The organism is Kineosporia sp. NBRC 101677 (assembly GCF_030269265.1).
Lineage (GTDB): Bacteria > Actinomycetota > Actinomycetes > Actinomycetales > Kineosporiaceae > Kineosporia > Kineosporia rhizophila.
In genome coordinates this window covers 17312-37073 of sequence record NZ_BSTA01000004.1, presented here as the reverse complement: position 1 = coordinate 37073, position 19762 = coordinate 17312, and the positions used below count along the sequence as shown (strand labels likewise).

At 71.8% G+C, this 19762-nt stretch carries 11 protein-coding genes and 1 riboswitch; of the genes, 2 read left to right on the top strand and 9 right to left on the bottom strand.

What is annotated here, in order from left to right; translation table 11 throughout:
- Positions 1 to 65: 65 nt before the first annotated feature.
- The 3 genes from QSK18_RS12745 to QSK18_RS12735 form a co-directional block, all read right to left on the bottom strand.
- Entirely contained in the window at positions 66 to 2753 is a 2688-nt protein-coding gene (locus QSK18_RS12745; protein ID WP_352396547.1) for an MGH1-like glycoside hydrolase domain-containing protein, read from the bottom strand.
- 442 nt (positions 2754 to 3195) lie between these two features.
- Positions 3196 to 4104 carry an SWIM zinc finger family protein gene (locus QSK18_RS12740; protein WP_285619070.1) on the bottom strand — a complete coding sequence of 303 codons (909 nt, stop codon included), beginning with the start codon at positions 4102 to 4104 and terminating at the stop codon, positions 3196 to 3198.
- Between the two features lies 1 nt (position 4105).
- Positions 4106 to 7255 carry a DEAD/DEAH box helicase gene (locus QSK18_RS12735; RefSeq protein ID WP_285619069.1) on the bottom strand — a complete coding sequence of 1050 codons (3150 nt, stop codon included), beginning with the start codon at positions 7253 to 7255 and terminating at the stop codon, positions 4106 to 4108.
- 67 nt (positions 7256 to 7322) lie between these two features.
- A riboswitch (cobalamin riboswitch) is annotated at positions 7323 to 7494 on the top strand.
- Positions 7495 to 7523: 29 nt separating this feature from the next.
- On the opposite strand from QSK18_RS12735, the gene cobN reads away from it, so the two are divergent.
- Positions 7524 to 11234: a cobaltochelatase subunit CobN gene (cobN, locus tag QSK18_RS12730; RefSeq protein ID WP_285619067.1), complete on the top strand. Its 3711-nt coding sequence runs from the start codon at positions 7524 to 7526 to the stop codon at positions 11232 to 11234.
- Positions 11235 to 11237: 3 nt separating this feature from the next.
- On the opposite strand, the gene QSK18_RS12725 is transcribed toward cobN, so the two are convergent.
- Positions 11238 to 12110, bottom strand: coding sequence for a helix-turn-helix domain-containing protein (locus QSK18_RS12725; protein ID WP_232808967.1), 873 nt, complete (start codon positions 12108 to 12110; stop codon positions 11238 to 11240).
- A gap of 34 nt (positions 12111 to 12144) precedes the next feature.
- Here QSK18_RS12725 and QSK18_RS12720 point away from each other — a divergent pair, with 34 nt between their 5' ends.
- The gene (locus QSK18_RS12720) at positions 12145 to 12747 is read left to right on the top strand and encodes a TIGR03086 family metal-binding protein (protein ID WP_232808968.1); all 603 of its coding nucleotides are present in this window, start codon (positions 12145 to 12147) and stop codon (positions 12745 to 12747) included.
- On the opposite strand, the gene QSK18_RS12715 is transcribed toward QSK18_RS12720, so the two are convergent.
- From QSK18_RS12715 to QSK18_RS12695, 5 genes are all read right to left on the bottom strand, one after another.
- A complete protein-coding gene (locus QSK18_RS12715; RefSeq protein WP_285619063.1) occupies positions 12713 to 13921 on the bottom strand; it encodes an NAD(P)/FAD-dependent oxidoreductase in 1209 nt (402 codons plus the stop codon). The genes QSK18_RS12720 and QSK18_RS12715 overlap by 35 nt on opposite strands.
- Positions 13922 to 13942: 21 nt before the next feature.
- Positions 13943 to 15229 carry a uroporphyrinogen-III C-methyltransferase gene (cobA, locus tag QSK18_RS12710; protein ID WP_269809569.1) on the bottom strand — a complete coding sequence of 429 codons (1287 nt, stop codon included), beginning with the start codon at positions 15227 to 15229 and terminating at the stop codon, positions 13943 to 13945.
- 4 nt (positions 15230 to 15233) lie between these two features.
- The gene (gene cobT / locus QSK18_RS12705) at positions 15234 to 16346 is read right to left on the bottom strand and encodes a nicotinate-nucleotide--dimethylbenzimidazole phosphoribosyltransferase (protein WP_352396546.1); all 1113 of its coding nucleotides are present in this window, start codon (positions 16344 to 16346) and stop codon (positions 15234 to 15236) included.
- 276 nt (positions 16347 to 16622) lie between these two features.
- Positions 16623 to 18251: an Rv2231c family histidinol phosphate aminotransferase CobC gene (cobC, locus tag QSK18_RS12700; RefSeq protein ID WP_285619021.1), complete on the bottom strand. Its 1629-nt coding sequence runs from the start codon at positions 18249 to 18251 to the stop codon at positions 16623 to 16625.
- Positions 18251 to 19699 (bottom strand): cobyrinic acid a,c-diamide synthase CobB, encoded by a 1449-nt coding sequence (locus QSK18_RS12695; RefSeq protein ID WP_232808973.1) that lies wholly within the window; start codon positions 19697 to 19699, stop codon positions 18251 to 18253. The genes cobC and QSK18_RS12695 overlap by 1 nt, the downstream gene beginning before the upstream one ends.
- Positions 19700 to 19762: the final 63 nt, after the last annotated feature.

Sequence of the window (19762 nt, the reverse complement as noted above, 5' to 3'; positions counted from 1 at the left end):
GGATGCCTACCCCCGCCGGTCTTCCTCACCGTGGGGCAAGAGTCCCGAAGAGGACGGAACGGGCGCTACGCCCAGCCGCGCTGGCGAGGGTCGGGTGGCAGCCGGGGGTTGAGCAGATGAGCCACCAACGCCGTCCATCCGGTCTGATGAGTGGCTCCCAGGCCCTCCCCGGTGTCCCCGTCGAAGAACTCACTGAACGTCGGGTGCTCTGCCCACAGCGGGTCGTCCGAGGCCTCGATCCGGTTCCCGTCTGCCGGACGCTTCCCGTCCACCGGGCGGAACAGGGCGGTCAGGCCACGGTCGATCATGTCCGCGGCCTCTACGAGAGTGCAGTGGTTCCCCGAACCCGTGGGGATCTCAATGGTGAACGTATCGCCGAAGTGGCGCCCGTACGTCCTCAATTTGTCGGCCAGCAAAACGTTCACCGGGAACCAGATCGGCCCCCGCCAGTTGGAGTTCCCCCCGAACAGACCGGTGCGCGACTCCCCCGGTTCGTACTCGATGGAGGCGCTGCGGCCATCGATGACCGTGGTGACCCCGGAACGAACCGCCTGGGACATCGACCGGATGCCGTACGGAGACAGGAACTGCTCCGTGTCGAACATCCGCTCCAGGATGCGCCGAAGCCGCTCGGGGTCGAGCAGGGAGAGCAGCATCTTGCGGCCTCCCTGCCCCTTGGCGAACAGCAGGGGGCCCACCAGTTCCGGCCGCCGGCGCTGCAGCCAGCGCAGGCGGGCGGTGACGTCAGGGCACTCCTCGTTGATCCAGGAGGGCACCTCGGTGGCCCCCAGGATCGGCAGCAGGCCCACCATCGAGGGCACCCGCATCGGCTGGGCACTGCCGTCCTGGCCGACCAGGACGTCGTAGAAGAAGCCGTCCTCCTCGTGCCAGAGCGAGACCTCGTGCGAGCCGAAGTTGGTCATCGAGCGGGCGATCGACAGGAAGTGCTCGAGGAACTTGGTGGCGGTGTCGTCCCAGGCCTTGTCGTAGCGGGACAGCTCCAGGGCGATCTTGAACATCTGCTGGCAGTAGAAGGCCATCCAGCTGGTGGCGTCGGACTGCTCGAGCCGGAAACCGGGCGGCAGCGGGGCGGACCGGTCGAACAGGCCGATGTTGTCCATCCCGAGGAAGCCGCCCTCGAAGATGTTCGACCCGGTGGAGTCCTTGCGGTTGACCCACCAGGAGAAGTTCAGCAGCAGCTTGGTGAACACCCGGATCAGGAACTCGCGGTCGCGGTAGCCGTCGATCCGGTAGACGTGCCAGGCCGCCCAGGCGTGCACCGGCGGGTTCACGTCGCTGAACTCCCACTCGTAGGCCGGGAGCTGGCCGTTGGGGTGCATGGCCCATTCCCGGCACATCAGCACCAGCTGTTCCTTGGCGAAGTCCGGGTCGACGTGGGCCAGCGGGATGGCGTGGAAAGCCGTGTCCCAGGCGGCGAACCAGGGGTACTCCCACTCGTCGGGCATGGAGATGACGTCGGCCAGGGACACCTGGCGCCAGGTGGTGTTGCGGGCCCCCTTGGCCCGGCGGGACTCCGGCGCCGCGGTCGAACTGCCCGGGTCGCCCTCCAGCCACTGCTCCACGTCGTAGCGGTAGAGCTGCTTGCCCCAGAGCAGACCGGCGTAGGCCCGGCGGGCCACGTGCTGGTCGGCGGCGCTGATGTCGGGATGGATCACCCGGCTGTAGAACTCGTCCGCCTCCCGGCGCCGGGCCTTCATCACCGCCTCGAAACCCGGGCCGAACGTGCTGTTCGCCGGCATCTGCCGGCTGAGCCGGAGCTTGACGGTGACCGACTGACCCGGGGCGACCGAGTCGAACGAGTACCAGATCGCGGCTTTCGTGCCCTCGTCGAAGGGGTTGATCGCCTGCGTGTCACCGTGCACGATCCGCTGGTTGATGCCGTCCTTGGGGTACTGGCTGTTGTTGCGCTCGGCCCCGAACAGCGACACCGCATTGGTCTCGTTGTCGCAGAAGAGCAGCACCGGAGCACCTTCGGCGGCCAGGTAGTAGGTGCCGAGCGAACCGTGCTGCACCTCCAGCGCCTCCATCCCGCCGACCGCCAGGGTGGGTGGCAGGAGCTGGTTCAGGTGGCCGCGGCGCGAGTCCCGGCCCCAGGCCCAGGTGTTGCGCAGCCAGATCTGCGGCAGCAGGTCCAGGGGCGCTGCCTCGGGGCCGTGGTTGGTGGCCCGGACGGTGATGCAGAGATCCTCCGGAGACGCCTTCGCGTAGGTGACCAGGACGTCGAAAAACCGGTTCTCGTCGAAGATCCCGGTGTCGCCGAGCTCGAACTCGCGCTCGTCCCGGCCCCGGCGGGCGTTCTCCTCGCGCAGCTGGTGGTAGGGGTACTCGCGCTGGGGATAGCGGTAGAGCCACTGCATCCAGCTGTGGGTGGGAGTGCCGTCGACCGCCCACCAGTACTCCTTGGCGTCCTCACCATGGTTGCCCTGGCCGTTGGTCAGGCCGTAGAGACGCTCCTTGAGGATCGGGTCCTTCCGGTTCCAGAGGGCGACGCCGAAGTTGAGAAAGCCGAACCGGTCGCAGATGCCGCCCAGCCCGTCCTCACCCCAGCGGTAGGCGCGGGCGTGCGAGTGCTCGAACGGGAACGCCGACCAGGCATCGCCGTCGGCCGTGTAGTCCTCACGCACGGTGCCCCACTGGCGGCCCGCCAGGTAGGGGCCCCACTGCCGCCAAGGACTGCCCGGCCCGGGCGACTCGGCCAGGCGGGCGTGCTCGGCGGTCGGCTCGGCGGGCAGACCCCACGAGACCCCGCCGTCGCCCCAGGCCTTCTCGTCGGAACCGTCCGCATCGGACGAACTGCCGTCGGACGGGGACTTCTCGGACCGGTCGGACTTGGACGCCGAAATCTCCTGCGGCCGGGGCGACTCGTCGGCCGCGGTCCGGGGGGCCGGGACCAGGGCGTCCTTGACCGGGGTCTTTCCGTCCGCATTCACTGGGCCCGTCTTCGCTGCTGCCGCGCTCACTTTGCTGTCTTCGGCAGCGCCGGCCGCTTCCTGCACCCCGGTCTTGCGCGCGGCCGATGCTCGCGGCGTCTTCCTGGCCCTGGGCTTCTGTCCGGAGGTCACCGCCCAAGACTGCCCGGCCGGGCGCCCGGAATCCCGCCTAGCACGCGGAGTGCCGGGCGACTTCATCGTGCGGACCGGCTCCTGCTCACCGGTCAAAATCCGCGAAGTCGGCTCAATCCTCCGGAGCCAGGCGCTGATACAGCGTGGCCAGTTCCCGCACCAGTTCCTCGCCGCCGAGCCAGGCCCCGGGCACCGGCAACTGGCGCAACAGGAGGTCGGGCGGCAGTTCGGGATGGCTGGGCAGCGGCAACAACCGGCCCGCCGTCCAGAACGCGACCGCATCCCCACCCGCGGGGCCGGGTTTGGCCTGCTTGCCACCGGAAACCGCCGCTATCGGGTCAGGTTCGCCCAGGGCCAGCCGGGCGCTGAGCACCGGTCGGCCCGTCGGCACCGGCGCCGCGACCGGCCGGTCTTCCTCGGGCACCTCCTCGACGTCGCCGCGCAGTGCCCGCAGCCGCTCGAGCAGGGCCTCCTTCGAGCGGCCGCGCCAGCGCAGCAGCAGGAACGGGTCCTCGTCGAAACGCTCGGCCAGCAGGTAGAACACGGCCGCGATGTGCTTGCAGGGCACCGCCTGGTCGGGGCACGTGCAGCGCAGGTCCAGGTCGGCCAGCCGGGCCGGGAACAACGGCGCCCCGATCTGGGCCAGGACCGGCTCCAGCTCGCGCGGGAACTGCCCGGCCAGCAGCTGGGCGCTGTAGAGGGCCTGCTCGGCCAGCGCCACCTCGATCTTGGCCCAGACCAGCTCGCTGAACTTCTTCAGGCCGATCCGCACCCGGTAGGGGGTCACCCGCGAGCCCTGCACGTCGGCCTGCACCTCGCCGACCGCGATCTCCAGCGAGATCACCTGCCCCTTGCGGGCGTAGGACCGCCCCCGGGTGAGCCACGTGCCCAGGGCGAACGACTCCAGCACCCCGATGAACCGGCGCGACCACCACTGCTCGCCGATGTCACCCCGCTCGCTGCGGGCGGTCAGGCCGTTCTCGACCGGCCGGGGCGCTCCGAACTTGCTGAAATCGGCCATCTCAGCCCACCGCCGAGGGATCGAGGGTGAGCAGGTCGCGCAGCTCGGAGCTGGACAGTTCGGTGAGCCAGCCCTCGCCGGTGCCGACGATCGAGGCGGCCAGACCGCGCTTGTCGCGGATCATCGTGGCGATCCGCTCCTCCAGCGTGCCGGCGCAGACGAACTTGCGGACCTGCACCGTACGGGACTGGCCGATCCGGAAGGCGCGGTCGGTGGCCTGGTCCTCGACCGCCGGGTTCCACCAGCGGTCGACGTGGATCACGTGGTTGGCCGCGGTCAGGGTCAGCCCGGTGCCGCCGGCCTTCAGCGACAGCACGAAGATCGGCGGCGCGTCGTGGTCGCCGCTCTGGAACCGGGCCACCATCTCGTCGCGCCGGGTCTTGCTCACCCCACCGTGCAGGAACAGCACCTCGCGGCCGAACCGGGCGGTGAGGTGGGTGCGCAGCATCTCGCCGAACTCCGCGTACTGGGTGAACAGCAGAGCCTTCTCACCGGAGGCGAGCACCTCCTCCAGGGTCTCCTCGAGCCGGGCCAGCTTGCCCGAACGACCGGGGATCCGGCTGCCGTCGCGCTGGAACTGGGCCGGGTGGTTGCAGACCTGCTTGAGCCGGGTCATCGCCGCCAGCACCAGCCCGCGCCGCTCCATGCCCTCCTTCTGCTCGATCCGCTCCATCATGTCGGTGACCACGTTCTGGTAGAGCGCGGCCTGCTCGGCGGTGAGGGTGCAGACCACCTCCATCTCCAGCTTCTCGGGCAGGTCGCTGATGATCTTCCGGTCGGTCTTGACCCGGCGCAGCACGAACGGCTGGGTCACCGCCCGCAGCTGCTCACGGGCCTCCTCGGAGCCGACCCGCTCGATCGGCAGGGCGTAGCGCTTCTTGAAGTCCGCCGGGTCGCCGAGCACGCGCGGGTTGGCGAACTCCATCAGGCTCCACAGGTCGGCCAGACGGTTCTCGACCGGGGTTCCGGTGACCGCGATCCGGCGCTCGGCGGTGAGCGAACGGGCCGCGGTGGCCGCCTGGGTGGCCGCGTTCTTCACCGCCTGGGCCTCGTCCAGCACGATCCGCCGCCAGCCGTACTTGCGCAGGGCCACGGCGTCGCGGGCGAGCAGCGAGTAGGTGGTGATGATCAGGTCGGACCCGGCCACGGCAGCGGCGAACTCCTCACCCTGGGGGCGGTCGGAGCCGTGCTGGACGTGCACCCGTAGTCCCGGGGTGAACTTGGCGGCCTCGCGCTGCCAGTTGCCGACCAGCGACATCGGGCAGACCAGCAGCGTCGGCGCGGGCACCAGATCATCGGTGCCTTGAGGCTTTTCCTGGTCCGAGGCGATCAGGGCGAGCAGCTGCACGGTCTTGCCCAGCCCCATGTCGTCGGCCAGAACCGCTCCCAGGCCGAGAGATTCGAGGAAGGCCAGCCAGGAGACACCGCGCTCCTGATACGGGCGCAAGGTGCCCTTGAAATCACTGGTCACCGGAAACGTCGTCAATTGACGCTCTTCCGGGGAGGCCAGGAAGTCGGCCAGCCAGCCGGAGGCGTCCACCCCGGTCACCTCGAGCCCGGCGGGCCCTTCGGAACCAGCACCGATCACCGAGAGGACGTCGGCGATGGACATGGTCTGCGGGCCGGTCTTGCGCTGTTTGCGCAGAAAAGTACGCGCCTTGCGCAGCTTTTCGGGATCGACCTGCATCCACTCGCCGCGCAGCTTCACCAGTGGCGCCTGGGCCTCGATCAGCGACTCGACCTCGTCGTCGGTGAGCAGCGCGTCGCCGACGGAGAGCCGCCAGTCGTACTCCACGATGTCGTTCTGCCGGAAGACCGGTGTGCCCTCGACCCTTCCGGGCTGGGGCTTGGTGCCGGCCTGCAGCCGCGCGCCCAGCCGTTGCGGCCGTGACCACCAGCCGGGCAGCTGCACCCCGAAGCCTGCGCCGATCAGCAGACCGGCCGCCTCGGTGAGGAAGTGGTGGGCCCCGGCGTTGTCGAGCAGGAGCTCGACGGGCTGCGCGTGCAGCAGCGCATCACGCAGGGCCGGGTAGAGCCGCAGGGCCCGGCCCAGTTCGGCCAGCAGCGTCTCCTGCGGGCGCGGGGCGTTGCGGCGCAGCCGGGTCAGGCTCGGCTCCCGGTCCCAGATGTCCTGCGCGGACACGAAGAGGCCGGGCTGGTCGGCGTCCTGCAGGCCGAACTCCAGCCGCCACAGGGCCGCCAGCTCGGCCGGGCGCAGTTCGATCCGGGCCGGGCGCAGGATGCTGTCGAGGTCGTCGTCGGTGGGCTCGGAGAGGCGGAAGCCGGCCCGCACGAGCCCGCCGTGCACCGTCTCGGCCTGCCAGGTGTCCAGGCCCTCGACCAGGTGACGCATCTGCCGCTGGTTCGCCGGGAACGCGGGGTACTGCCCGTGCAGGGCCTGCCGCCAGCCCAGCAGCCCCAGCCCGCCCGTACCCGGGCCAGGCCCGAGCCTGCCCCGCACTCCCACGTCGACCAGGGCATCGACTGCGGCCGCAGCGCTCTGGTCGGCGGGGGCCTCGGCATTCCAGGACGGGGGCAGAGTGTGCACCACATGCCGGAACCATTCGCCGTCGTCCCCGGTGATCACCGGGCGCCAACGAGCGACTCCGTGCCCGTCGGGGGTCTCCAGCACGACGGGAAGCACGCGACCGCGGCTGATCAGGTTTTCTGCGAACTGGTGCAGAGCGAGAAGGTGACGGACGTCGGATCCGAGCGTTGGGGCGTCTTCAAGCTCTTTACCTAACCCCAGCAACACCTGGGGGGCCTGCCAGGCGGGCACCGCAATCGTCCTTACCCGCCAGCGGACCTGTGGGAACAGCCGCGCCGACTCCCCCTCGGCACGATCACTGGGCCAGCCCGAACGCAGGTCCAGGAGCTCGGGCGAACCGCCGGGAGCGTGCTGGAACGAGGGCAGCACAAGGTCGGCTGTGCCCTCCTTCCAGCCTTCGTCCACCAGGTCGGCGACATCCGTGATGGTGTGCCGGAGCTCCTCGGAGGGCACGTCGAAGGGGTGCTCGCGGATCTTGGGCCGACGGCCGGTGCGTTCGGCGGGGGCAGTGCGAATCTGTGGATCTTCGGCCCAGAGCACCAGGGAGCCGTCGTCAGCGGGGTCATTGGCAGAGATCGACCACCACGCATGCACGACGAACACCCGGTCAGCTTAGGTGCTCCACGGCCGGGGGTTGGGCGGGTTGCCGAGGGCTGGCACAGTGGCCCCGTAAAGCAACCGCGGTGTGGCGGACAGGAAGCCGGTGAGAATCCGGCGCGGTCGCGCCACTGTGAGCGCTGAGTGACGTTCCAGAACTCCATGGTCACGGCCTGTGAGGGCTGGAAGGCCGGGACGTCACGCGGACGCCGAGCCAGGAAACTGTGCCGCACCGCAGCAACCCGCCGCGCGGACGGCGAGGAAGAGGACGTACGTGACGTTTGAGGCTCCCGAGCGCTCCACTGTGCTGCTCATCTCCACCTCGGACACCGATCTGCTCAGCGCACGCGCGAGCAAGGTGCCCTACCGCCTGGCCAACCCCAACCGGGTGGCCGTGGAAGACCTGGACGGCCTGCTCGAAGGCGTCGCGGTCACCGTGGTGCGCCTGCTCGGCGGCACCCGGGCCTGGGAAGAGGGCCTGGCCGCGCTGCTGGCCAAGGGCGTGCCAGTGGTGGTGCTCTCCGGCGAGGCGCTGCCCGACGCCGACCTGATGCGCCGCTCGACGGTGCCGGTCGGGGTGGCCACCCAGGCGCACGGCTACCTGGCCGAGGGCGGTCCGGAGAACCTGACCGAACTGCACTCGTTCCTGACCGACACCCTGCTGCTGACCGGCTTCGGCTTCGAGCCGCCGCGCAGCACGCCGGTCTGGGGTGTGCTCGAGCGTCCGTTGCTTGAGGACGAGAGTGGGCGCCCAACGATCGCGGTGCTCTACTACCGCGCCCATCACGTTGCGGGTAACACCGCCTTCGTCGAGGCGTTGTGCCAGGCGGTGGAGCAGGCCGGTGGGCGGCCCCTGCCGATCTTCTGTGCCTCGCTGCGGGCCGCCCCCGACGACCTGATGGAGCTGCTCGGCACGGCCGACGCGCTGCTGGTCACGGTGCTGGCGGCGGGCGGCAACCGGCCGGCCAACGCCTCGGCCGGGGGTGACGAGTCGACCTGGGACATCGGGGCGCTGGCCGCGCTGGACGTGCCGATCCTGCAGGCGATCAGCACGCTGACCTCGCGGGAGCGCTGGCTGGAGAACTCCGAGGGCCTGATCCCGCTGGACGCGGCCAACCAGGTGGCGATCCCGGAGTTCGACGGCCGGCTGATCACGGTGCCGTTCTCGTTCAAGGAGGTCGACTCCGAGGGCCTCACGCAGTACGTGGCCGACCCGGAGCGCGCCCTGCGGGCGGCCGGTATCGCGGTGGCCCACGCCCGGCTGCGGCACCTGCCCGCTCCGCAGAAGCGCATCGGTCTGGTGCTGACGGCCTACCCGACCAAGCACGCGCGGATCGGTAACGCAGTTGGGCTGGACACTCCGGCCTCGGCACTGGTGCTGCTGAAGGCGCTGTCTGAAGCTGGTTACGATGTCGGGCCTTTGGAAGGCTCCGAGGCGCTGCCCGGCCTCGAGGCGATGGACGGCGACGCGCTGGTGCACGGGCTGATCGAGGCCGGCGGGCAGGACCTGGACTGGCTGTCGGAAGAGGACCTGGCCCGTAACCCGGTCCGGATCCCGGCCGCGGTGTACCGCCGGTTCTTCCAGACGCTCCCTGCCGATCTGCAGGAGGCCGTGGTCGAGTCGTGGGGTCCGGCGCCGGGTGAGATGTTCGTCGACCCGCCCGGCGGGGCGCTGTCCTCCGGCGACCCGGACGGCGACATCGTGCTGGCCGCCATCGTCTCCGGCAACATCGTGCTGCTGCTGCAGCCGCCGCGGGGCTTCGGCGACAACCCGGTGGCCATCTACCACGACCCGGAACTGCCGCCCTCGCACCACTACCTGGCGGCGTACCACTGGCTGAACCTGGCTGTCTCCGAGGGTGGTTTCGGCGCCGACGCGCTGGTGCACCTGGGCAAGCACGGCACCCTGGAGTGGACGCCCGGCAAGACGCTCGCGCTGTCGGCCTCCTGCTCCCCCGACGCCGCGCTGGGCAACCTGCCGCTGATCTACCCGTTCCTGGTGAACGACCCGGGCGAGGGCACCCAGGCCAAGCGCCGGGCGCACGCCACGCTGGTCGACCACCTGGTGCCGCCGATGGCCCGGGCCGACTCCTACGGCGACATCGCCCGGCTCGAACAGCTTCTGGACGAGTACGCCGCGGTCACCGCGATGGACCCGGCCAAGGCCCCGCAGATCCAGACCCAGATCTGGACGCTGATGCACGCCGCCAAGCTGGACCACGACCTGGGCCTGGCCGAGCGGCCGCACGAGGCCGAGTTCGACGACATGATCCTGCACCTGGACGGCTGGCTCTGCCAGGTCAAGGACGCCCAGATCCGGGACGGGCTGCACGTTCTCGGGCAAGCGCCGACCGGTTCGGTGCGGGTGCACCTGGTCACCTCGATGCTGCGGGCCCGGCAGTTGTGGGCCGGTTCGCAGTCGCTGCCCGGTCTGCGCGAGGCGCTGGGCCTGGACGAGGCCTCGGTCGGTACCGGCGTTGCTGAAGCGGACGGTCTGGAAGAGGTGGACGCCGCGCAACTGACCGCGGTGGCGCTGGTCCAGGGGTTGGACGACGCTTCCTGGGCCGTCGAGTCGGTGCCGTCCGTGATCGAGTCGGTGCTGGCGTCCTCTGATCTGGACGTTTCGAAGGTGGACCGCGAAGGCCTGCGGGCCGTGCTGGAGTTCGCGGCCACCGAGGTGGTTCCGCGACTGGCCGGGACCACGGACGAGCTCACGGCCGTGCTGCACGCGCTGGAAGGCGGTTTCGTCAACCCGGGCCCGAGCGGTTCGCCGCTGCGAGGTCTGGTCAACGTGCTGCCGACCGGGCGCAACTTCTACTCGGTCGACCCGCGCGCGGTGCCCAGCCGACTGGCCTGGGAGACCGGGCGGTCGATGGCCGAGTCGCTGCTCGAGCGGTACAGGGCCGACGAGGGCGACTGGCCGCGTTCGGTGGGGCTGTCGATCTGGGGCACCTCGGCGATGCGGACCTCCGGTGACGACGTGGCGGAGGTGCTGGCTCTGCTGGGGATCCGGCCGGTCTGGGACGACGCCTCCCGGCGGATCACCGGGCTGGAGGCCATCGGGCTGGACGAACTGGGCCACCCGCGGATCGACGTCACGGTGCGGATCTCGGGCTTCTTCCGGGACGCCTTCCCCCACGTGGTCGCGATGATGGACGACGCGGTCCAGCTGGCCGCCTCGCTGGAGGAGTCTCCGGAGGAGAACTTCGTGCGGGCGCACGTGCAGGACGATCTGACCGCGCACGGCGACTCCCGCCGCGCCACGACCCGGATCTTCGGTTCCAAGCCGGGCACCTACGGCGCCGGCGTGCTGCCGTTGATCGACACCCGGACCTGGCGCAACGACGAGGACCTGGCCGAGGTGTACGCGGTCTGGGGCGGTTACGCGTACGGGCGAGGGCTGGACGGCCGGCCCGCGCGCGAGGACATGGAGTCGTCGTACAAGCGGATCGCGGTGGCGGCCAAGAACTACGACAGCGTCGAGCACGACATCGCCGACAGCGACGACTACTTCCAGTACCACGGCGGCATGGTGTCGATGGTCCGCTCGCTGACCGGCACCGCCCCCAAGGCGTACATCGGAGACAGCACCCAGCCCTCCGCCGTCCGCACCCGGACCCTGCACGAGGAGGTCTCCCGGGTGTTCCGCTCCCGGGTGGTCAACCCGCGCTGGGTGGCGGCCATGCAGAGGCACGGCTACAAGGGCGCTTTCGAGATGGCGGCCACGGTCGACTACCTGTTCGGCTACGACGCCACCACCGGTGTGGTCGCGGACTGGATGTACGGCAAGCTGGCCGAGACGTACGTGCTGGACGAGGGCATGCAGAAGTTCATGACCGACTCCAACCCGTGGGCGCTGCACGGCATCACCGAGCGCCTGCTGGAGGCGGCCGAGCGGGGACTGTGGGCGGCGCCGGACGAGGCGATGCTGGACGCGCTGCGCGAGGTGTTTCTGCGTACCGAGGGCGATCTGGAGGGTAAGTAGCTCTCAGAGCGTGGCTTTGGCATAGGCGGCCGGGGTGGACCCGATCGCCGCGCTGAAGTCCCGGACGAGGTGGGCCTGGTCGCTGTAGCCGAGATCGGCGGCGATCCGGGCCCACTTCACGTTCTCCCCCCGGCGGGCGGACTCGGCCGCGTCGAGCAGGCGGTAGCGGCGCAGCACCCAGGTCGGGGAGACCCCCGCGTACTCGGCGAACATCCGTTGCAGGGTGCGCACACTCGTCCCGGCCTCGGTGGCCAGCTGTTCCACTCGGCGCAGGGTGCGGTCGGTCTCGGCCAGCCTGGCCACCGCCGCGACCTCGCGGGCGGGCTCGACACGGTGCTCCTGGACCGCTGCTTCGAGCGCCCGCCGTAACACGGCGACCTTGGCGACTTCGTCGTCGGTCGCCTCGATCTGCGTGACGAGACTCTGGTCATCGGTGCCGATGGCCTGGCCCAGGGGGACGACGCGGTCGTTGTACCGGCCGGCGGGCCCGTCGAGGAAGGCCCCCAGGCCGCCGGGCGTGGTCATTGCGGCGACGCAGATCCCGGTGCCGGCCAGGCGGCGGCTGGAACGTTGCTGCAGAACGCCTTCCAGTTCGGCCTTCGTGACGCCGTTCGGTTCTTCGGGACTGACGTAGAGGTTGGCGCAGGGGTGGGTGAGCAGTTCCTGGGTGTGGACGGTGTTCGCCGGGAGCGACCAGGAGGCCACCCAGAACCAGGCGATCAGACCCTCGAGCGCCGTTCCGGCCGGGTAGCGGTCGAGGCGGGTGTGACGCCGCAGAGCCTCGGGGCCGATGATGCCTCTGCTGTCCTCGGTGACGGGTTTCGGGCCCTCCATGACGGTGACCTTACTGCGGGTGCCGGTGTCGCGGTTCTTCAAGAAACTGTCGTACCTCACCCCTAGTTTGATTGTCATGACGAATTCGTCGCCCGCAGGGCTGCATCTGCCGATCGTCCTGGACCAACTCGCCGACCTGCTCGCCCAGGTGAAACCCGAGCAGTACTCGGCGCCGACACCGTGCCCCGAGTTCGACGTGTCCAAGTTGCGCAGCCACATCCTGGGCTGGGCGCTGTTCTTCGGCGCAGTGTTCGAGCGGCCGCAGGGCACCGACGAGCGGCCTGACGTCGAGGGCTACCAGGCCCCACAGAGCCCGGCCGAGGCGGCCGAGGTGATGCGCGGGGCCCGCCGTCAGATCAGCGCCGGGGTCGACGCCGGGGTGGCCGACGAGCAGGTGGTCATGTTCGGCGGGCCGCTGCCCGGTTCGGCCGGGCTGGGCATGTGCCTGGGCGAGTACCTGGTGCACGGGCACGACCTGGCCCAGGCCACCGGCCTGCCCTGGAACCCGCCGGCCGAGGCGGTGGCGGCCGCCCTGGCGTTCATGCCGAAGATGCTCACCGACGAGTACCGCGGGCCGGACAAGAGCTTCGGCTACCAGGTCGAGGTGCCGGGCACCGCCTCCGACCTGGAGAAGCTGGTGGCATTCACCGGGCGCGACCCGTACTGGCAGGCAGCCTGAGCAGCCGCCCCCGGGCGAAGTGCAGCAGTACCGGCGGCGCCAGGCGGGCCGGGATCACGCCGTCGCCCAGGCCCAGGTCGATCAGGCGGTGCAGGGTCTCCGGCCGGGCCTGGGCTGCGGCGACGGCGGCGTCCACGGCTCCCGGGTGGGCGGAGAGGCGGGCGAGCCAGCTGGTGTGGCGTAGGTGCCGGCCCAGCTCGGCCCGCAGGGCCTCGCGGTAGGCCCGGCCGGGGTTCGCCCTGGTCGGCTCGGTGGTCGCCGTTCGTTCGCGCGCGGCGGCCCGCGCGGCCTCCTGCCCGGCCAGGCGGCCCGAGCGCACGGCGTAGAAGATGCCCTCACCGGTCAGCGGGTTGATCAGCGAGGCCGCGTCACCGGCCAGCAGCACCCGGCCGTCGGGCTGCCGCGGACGCCAGGTGGCCAGCGGCAGGTGGTGGGCCCGCAGCCGTTCGGCGGGCCGGCCGGGGAGCAGCCGCGTCAGCTCCTCCTCGAGCTGGCGACGGGAGCGCAGGGCCGAGCGCAGGCGTCCGTACCCGATGTTCGCCGTCCCGCTGCCGTCGACCAGTGGGAACGACCAGGCGTAGGCCGGCCAGGCGTCGTCCTGCATGACGATGGACTGGGCCGGGTCCAGGTGGTCGGCCGGGTGTTCGGGTGCATAACCCCGGATCGCCACGGCCATGTGCTGGTCGGGGTTGCGCGGGATGTTCAGGGCCCGTCGCAGCGTGGAGTTCGCCCCGTCGGCGATCACCAGAGTCTTTCCGGCGTGCTCGTTGTCGACCCGGACATGGGTGCGGTGCTGCTCCAGCGTCCTGGCGCGGTGTCTGACCAGCGTGACGCCCGCAGCCTGGGCCGCCGCCACCACCCGCGCGTCGAACACGGCCCGCGGGATCACGTACATCGGCTCCGGCGCCCGGGCCTTCAGCTGCAGGCCGCCGGGTGAGCGCAGGTCGAGCGTGTGGATCGGGCCGTAGCCCTCGGCCAGGCCGGTGACCCCGAGCCGTCGCAGTTCCGCCAGGGCGTGCGGGGCGATGCCGTCACCGCACACCTTGTCGCGGGGGAAGTCGGCCAGATCGAGCAGACGGACGTCTGCGGCCGGGTCGGTCTGCCGGGCCGCCAGGGCGGCGCTGGCCCCTGCGGGACCGGCGCCGACCACCAGAACGTCGGCCACTTCGCTCATCCCTGAGCCTCCCCCGTACGGCTACTGCGGCCTGCGGTTCACCACTTCCCCGATCACGATGATCGCCGGTGGGCGGATGTTCGCCTGCTGAGCCAGCGCACCGATCTCGGCCAGGCTGGAGACGGTGACCTGCTCGGCGGGCATCGAGCCGTCCTGGATCACCGCGACCCCGGTGCTGCCGTCGCGGCCGTGGGCCATCAGCGTCTCGGCGATGGCAGGCAGGTTGGCCACGCCCATCAGCACCACGATCGTGCCGTGCAGGCGGGCCAGGGCCGTCCAGTCGATCAGCGAGTCGGGGTTGTCGGGCGGCAGGTGCCCGGAGACGATCACCGCCTCGTGCGCCACCCCCCGGTGGGTGAGCGGGATCCCGGCCAGGCCGGGCACCGAGATGGCGCTGCTCAGGCCGGGGACCACCTGCACCGGTACGCCGGCCGCCAGGCAGGCCTCGAGCTCCTCGGAACCGCGGCCGAACACGTACGGGTCGCCGCCCTTGAGCCGGACCACGAACTTGCCGGCCAGGGCGTGCTCGACCAGGGCCGCGTTGATCGCCTCCTGCGACATCGACCGCCCGCGGGGCAGCTTGGTCGCGTCGATCAGCTCGACCTCGGGGCTGAGCTCGGGCAGCAGGCTGCGCGGCCCGAGCCGGTCGACCACCACCACGTCGGCCTGGCCGAGCAGCCGGCGCCCGCGCACGGTGATCAGGTCGGGGTCGCCGGGGCCACCGCCGACCAGGGCCACCCCGGGAAGCTTCTGCGGGGCCATGTCGGCCCGGGTCTGCTCGCCTCGCGCCTGCTTGCGCCGGGCCAGCAGCTCGTCGCCCGCGCCGGAACGCAGCCACTCCAGCAGGCCGTCGCGGACCACGGCGGCGCGGATCGGGTCGGCGCCGTGCTCGGAACCGGGGCCGATCGACTCGCTGGCCACCGCCACGCGCAGACCTCGCCACTCACCGCTGGCGGGGGTGGAGGCGGTGCCGGAGGCACCCCGGTCGGCGCGCACGCAGAACACCCGGCGCTGCTCGGCCTCTTCGGCCACCGCCGCGTTGACCTCGGGCTGGTCGGTGAGGGCGAGGACGTACCAGGCGCCCTCGAGGTCGTGCGGCTGGTAGCTGCGCCGGTGCCAGGTGAGCTCACCGGCCTCGGCCATGCCCTCGATGGCGGGGGTGACCTCGGGGGCGACCAGCACGATCTGCGCCCCGACGTCGAGCAGGGGCGGCAACCGGCGCTGGGCGACGGTTCCCCCGCCGACCACGACCACTCGGCGACCGGTCAGATCGAGCCCGGCGATGTACGGCCTGTCCACTTGCGGCATTGTCTCAGGAACTCTTCTCGGTGACGCCGGCTGTGTCGAACGTCGCCATCTCACGCAGCACGGCGACAGCCGATCGGACCAACGGCAGGGCCAGCACCGCTCCGCTGCCCTCGCCCAGGCGCAGTTCGAGGTCCACCAGCGGGGTCAGGCCGAGGTGGCCGAGGGCCACGGCGTGCCCGGGCTCGGCCGAGCGGTGACCGGCCAGGCAGGCGTCCACAGCGGCGGGGGCAAGGGCGACGGCGACCAGGGCGGCGGCGCCGGCGATGACCCCGTCCAGGACGATCGGGACGCGGTGGGCGGCGGCGCCGAGCACGAAGCCGGCGATCTGGGCGTGCTCCAGGCCGCCGACCGAGGCCAGGATGTCGATCGGGTCCTGCGGGTGGGTCTCGTTCTCGGCCGTGCGACGGGCCAGGGCGACCCGGACCACGCCGATCTTGTGCCGGTGGGCCTCGTCGTCGATCCCCGTGCCCCGGCCGGTGACGTCGGCCGGGTCGGTGCCGGTGAAGGCGGCGATCAGGGCGGCCGAGGCGGTGGTGTTGGCGATGCCCATGTCCCCGGCCACCAGGCAGCGGTGGCCGGCCTCGGCCAGCTGCCCGGCGATCTCGATACCGCTGGCCAGGCCCTGGACGGCCTGCTCCCGAGTCATCGCCGGGCGCACCGAGATGTCGTCGCTGCCCCGCCGGACCGCGCGCTCGAGGAGGCGGGGCTGCTCGGGGGTGAGGTTGCGGGCGTCGGCCACCAGGGCCCCGTCGGGAATGGGCAGCGGGGTGACCACGCCCGCGTCGACCACCACCACCGTGGCGCCGGTCTGCCGGGCGAGCACGTTGACGGCGGCGCCACCGGCCAGGAAGTTGGCCACCATCTGGGCGGTGACCTCCTGCGGCCAGGGGCTGACACCCTGGGCGTGCACGCCGTGGTCGGCGGCGAACACGGCGACGGCCGCGGGGCTGGGGTCGGGCGGCGGGCAGGTGCCGGCCAGGCCGGACAGGCGGATCGAGACGTCCTCGAGCACGCCGAGGGCGCCGGCGGGCTTGGTCAGGCGGGCCTGCCGGTCCCGGGCCGCCTCCAGGGCCTGCGGATCGGCCGGGGTGATCGCGGCGAGGGTGGCCTCGAGCAGGGCCCGGCCCTGCGCCTGGCCCGGCTCTTGGCCGTGTCCTTGGCCCTGGTCGGCTGTCATGTGGTGCTCCTGGCGGTGTCGGGGCGGAAGGACGGCTGTTCGGCCGCTCCCGCCGGTCGTGCGATGTCCTGACAGCATTCGGCGCCCGGGCAGCGATTCTGCCTGGGCGCCGGTGCGGGCCGCTGCCCCTTCAGGAGTCTGGTCAGCCGCTGTGGATGTCTCTGCCCAGGACGGTCTGGCTCTGCTGAGCCAGACCGTCCTGAGCAGGCGGAGTGGCTACCCGTGCACGGCCCGGTTCAGGGCCACGGCGAACTGCTGCGACGTGGACCGGTCGCGCACGGCCACCCGCATCCAGCCCGAACCCAGACCGGGGAAGGTGTCGGCCCGGCGCACGGCCCAGCCCGCCTCACGCAGGCGCTGGTGCACGCCCGCCGGGTCCGGGCCGCCCGCACGCAGCAGCACGAAGGGCGCCGAGGCCGGGCCCTGCACCTCCACGTCCGGCACCTGGGCCAGGGCGCGCACCAGGTGCTCACGGTCTTCGGCCTGATGCGCGGCGAAGGTCTGCGCCTCGGCCAGGGCCTCCGGCGTGGTGACCGCGGTGGCCGCCTCCACCGCCAGCGAGTTCACCGCCCACAGCGACTGCGTCGCCGCGCAGGCCCGCAGCAGCTCGGGAGCGCCCAGCAGGTAGCCCACCCGCAGACCGGCCAGGCCCCAGCTCTTGGTGAGGCTGCGCACGACCACCAGGCCGGGCACGTCCGGCGCGGGTCGCTGCGGGCTGCCGGCCAGCGACTGCGACTCCCCCGGGACCGCGTCCATGAAGGCCTCGTCGACCACCAGCACCCGGCCCGGCCGGGACAGCGCGATCAGCGTCTCGGCCGGGTGCAGCACCGACGTGGGGTTGGTCGGGTTGCCCACCATGACCAGGTCGGCGTCATCGGGCACCAGGCCCGGGTCGATCCGGAAGGGCGGGGCGAGCACCACCCGCTGCACCTCGTGCCCGGCGGCCAGCAACGCGGCCTCCGGCTCGGTGAACTGCGGGTGGATCACCACGGCGCGGTGCGGGGCCAGCGCCCGGGCCAGCAGCACGAAGGCCTCGGCGCCGCCGGAGGTCAGCAGCACCTGGTCGGCCGGACGGCCGTGCCGGGCCGCGATCGCCTCGGTGGCGGCCCGCGGGTCGGGATAGGCGGCCAGGTCGGTGACCGCGTCGCGCAGGCGCTGCTGCAGCCACTCGGGCGCGGAGCCGCGCACGTTCACGGCCAGATCGACCAGACCGGGCGCCACTTCGGCGTCTCCGTGGTGCCCCAGGTCCTCGGCGATGTACGCCTCGTCGTAGGTCTGTTCGTAGACCCGGGCCTCGGTGCCCACGCCGTGCGCGCTCTGGGCAGCCCAGCCGTGCTGCTGCGGGGGGGCGGCCCTGGTCATCCGGCCGACCGCGACCGTGACCCCGCGGTAGGTGTGCTTGGGGCCGATCAGCTCGGCGTCGGAGGCGAGCACCGCCGCCTCGGCGACCGAGGGAACCCCGGCCAGCCGCTCGGTGGTGGCCGACGGGTTGGGCACGTTCTGCCCGGCCAGGACGTCGGCGGGCAGGAACCGCAGCGGGATGTTGAGCATGTCGGCCAGCTCGAGGAGGGCCTCCTCGCTCTGCTTGGCGTCGACCGTGGCGATCGCGATCACGTCGCGGGCCCGGACCCCGGAGCTGGACAGGGCCTGGCCGATCGCCATCCGCACGTCGCGGATGCCGACCCCCCGGCGTGAGCCGATGCCCACGACGATCTGGTCGCCGGTGCCCTGCAGGCCCAGCTGGAGGGCGCCGGTGATCGGCCCGATCTCGTTGTAGCGGTCGCGGATCTCCTCGGGACTGCGCCCGTCGGTCGAGCCGGTGTCGGAGGCTGCGGTGGTCGACATCAGGCTTTGACCTCTCTTCCTCTACCGGTGGCACCGGTCGAGCTGTGGACGACGTCGCCGGTCAGGGCGTTCACGCGGGCTGCCTCGGTCAGGCGCAGCGCGGCGCCCGGCATCGAGGCCCAGTGCAGATGGAGGTAGGAGGCATGGACAGCACCTTGGACGAATCCCTCCCGGTGCCGGCTCCCGTCCGGAGCCGTCCATTCCCAGGCCGGTGTGACACCCGTGCCCGGACGACAGGCCGTCCGGTGGAACTCGTGGCCACGCACCGTTGCGCCGGCGGTGGCGAGGACGGAGTCACTCATCGCAGTCGCCTCTCTGTATCCCAGGGTGAGCCGGCCGGTCATGTTCGCCTCCGTGTCCAGCACACCGCACATCTCCCGATCATCGAGAGAGCGTGCCAGGTAGAGCAAACCCGCGCACTCCGCCACGATGGGCACATTCACCTTTGCCCGTTCGGCCACGGCAATTCTTAACGGACGGTTGGCCGACAGCTCCTCTGCGTAGATCTCGGGGAAGCCTCCGCCGATCACCAGCCCGCTGGTGCCGGCCGGCAGCGTCTCGTCGCTGCGCGGGTCGAACGTGACCACGTCCGCGCCGGCGGCGGTCAGCAGCTCGGCCGTCTCGGCGTAGGAGAAGGTGAACGCGGCACCCCCGGCCATCGCGATGACCGGCCGGAATCCGTCGGTGGGCGCGCTCTCCCGGAGGGCGGCGATCTCGCTGTCGGGGTTCCAGGCCGGGCCGGGCAGCTCCGGCGCGGAGCGGGCGAGGGCCAGCACGGCGTCCAGATCGACCGCGTCGGCAACCACCGCACCCAGCCCGCGGACCACGTCCACGGCCTCCTGCGACCGTTCCGCGGCGGGCACAAGGCCCAGATGCCGAGAGGGCGTCGCGAGTGCATCGTGCCGACGGATCGCGCCGAGCACAGGGATGCCCAGTTCCTCCAGAGCGAGGCGCAGGATCATCTCGTGCCGGTCGGAGCCGACCCGGTTCAGGACCACGCCACCGACCCGGATCCGCGGGTCGAACCCGGCGAAGCCCTTGACCAGGGCGGCGACCGAGCGGCCCATCGCGGTGCTGTCCACGACCAGGAGGACCGGGGCGTCGAGCGTCCGGGCGACGTGGGCGGTCGAGGCGAACTCGCCCCGGCCGGCCGCCCCGTCGTACAGCCCCATCACGCCCTCGATCACGGCCAGGTCGGCCGGGACGGGGGTGGCCACGGCGTGCTTGAACAGGGGGACGAGCCGTTCCTCGCCGGCCAGCCAGGGGTCGAGCGTGCGGCCCGGACGCCCAGCGGCGAGCGCGTGGTAGCCCGGATCGATGTAGTCCGGGCCCACCTTGTGCGGGCTGACGGTGAGCCCCCGGGCGGCGAAGGCCGCGAGCAGACCGGTGGCGACGCTCGTCTTGCCGTGGCCGCTGGCCGGGGCGGCCACCACGATCCGGGCGGTCACCGGGCGCCCCCGGGGCCGGAGCCGGTCGCGGGCACTGCCCTGGTCCGGGACGCGGGCCTACCG

Bases quoted from the DNA above. Each gene is read 5' to 3' on its own strand.
- QSK18_RS12720 (WP_232808968.1), top strand. From the start codon at position 12,145: ATGACGAATTCGTCGCCCGCAGGGCTGCATCTGCCGATCGTCCTGGAC.
- cobA (WP_269809569.1), bottom strand. From the start codon at position 15,229: ATGCCGCAAGTGGACAGGCCGTACATCGCCGGGCTCGATCTGACCGGT.
- QSK18_RS12715 (WP_285619063.1), bottom strand. From the start codon at position 13,921: ATGAGCGAAGTGGCCGACGTTCTGGTGGTCGGCGCCGGTCCCGCAGGG.
- cobC (WP_285619021.1), bottom strand. From the start codon at position 18,251: ATGTCGACCACCGCAGCCTCCGACACCGGCTCGACCGACGGGCGCAGT.
- QSK18_RS12740 (WP_285619070.1), bottom strand. From the start codon at position 4,104: ATGGCCGATTTCAGCAAGTTCGGAGCGCCCCGGCCGGTCGAGAACGGC.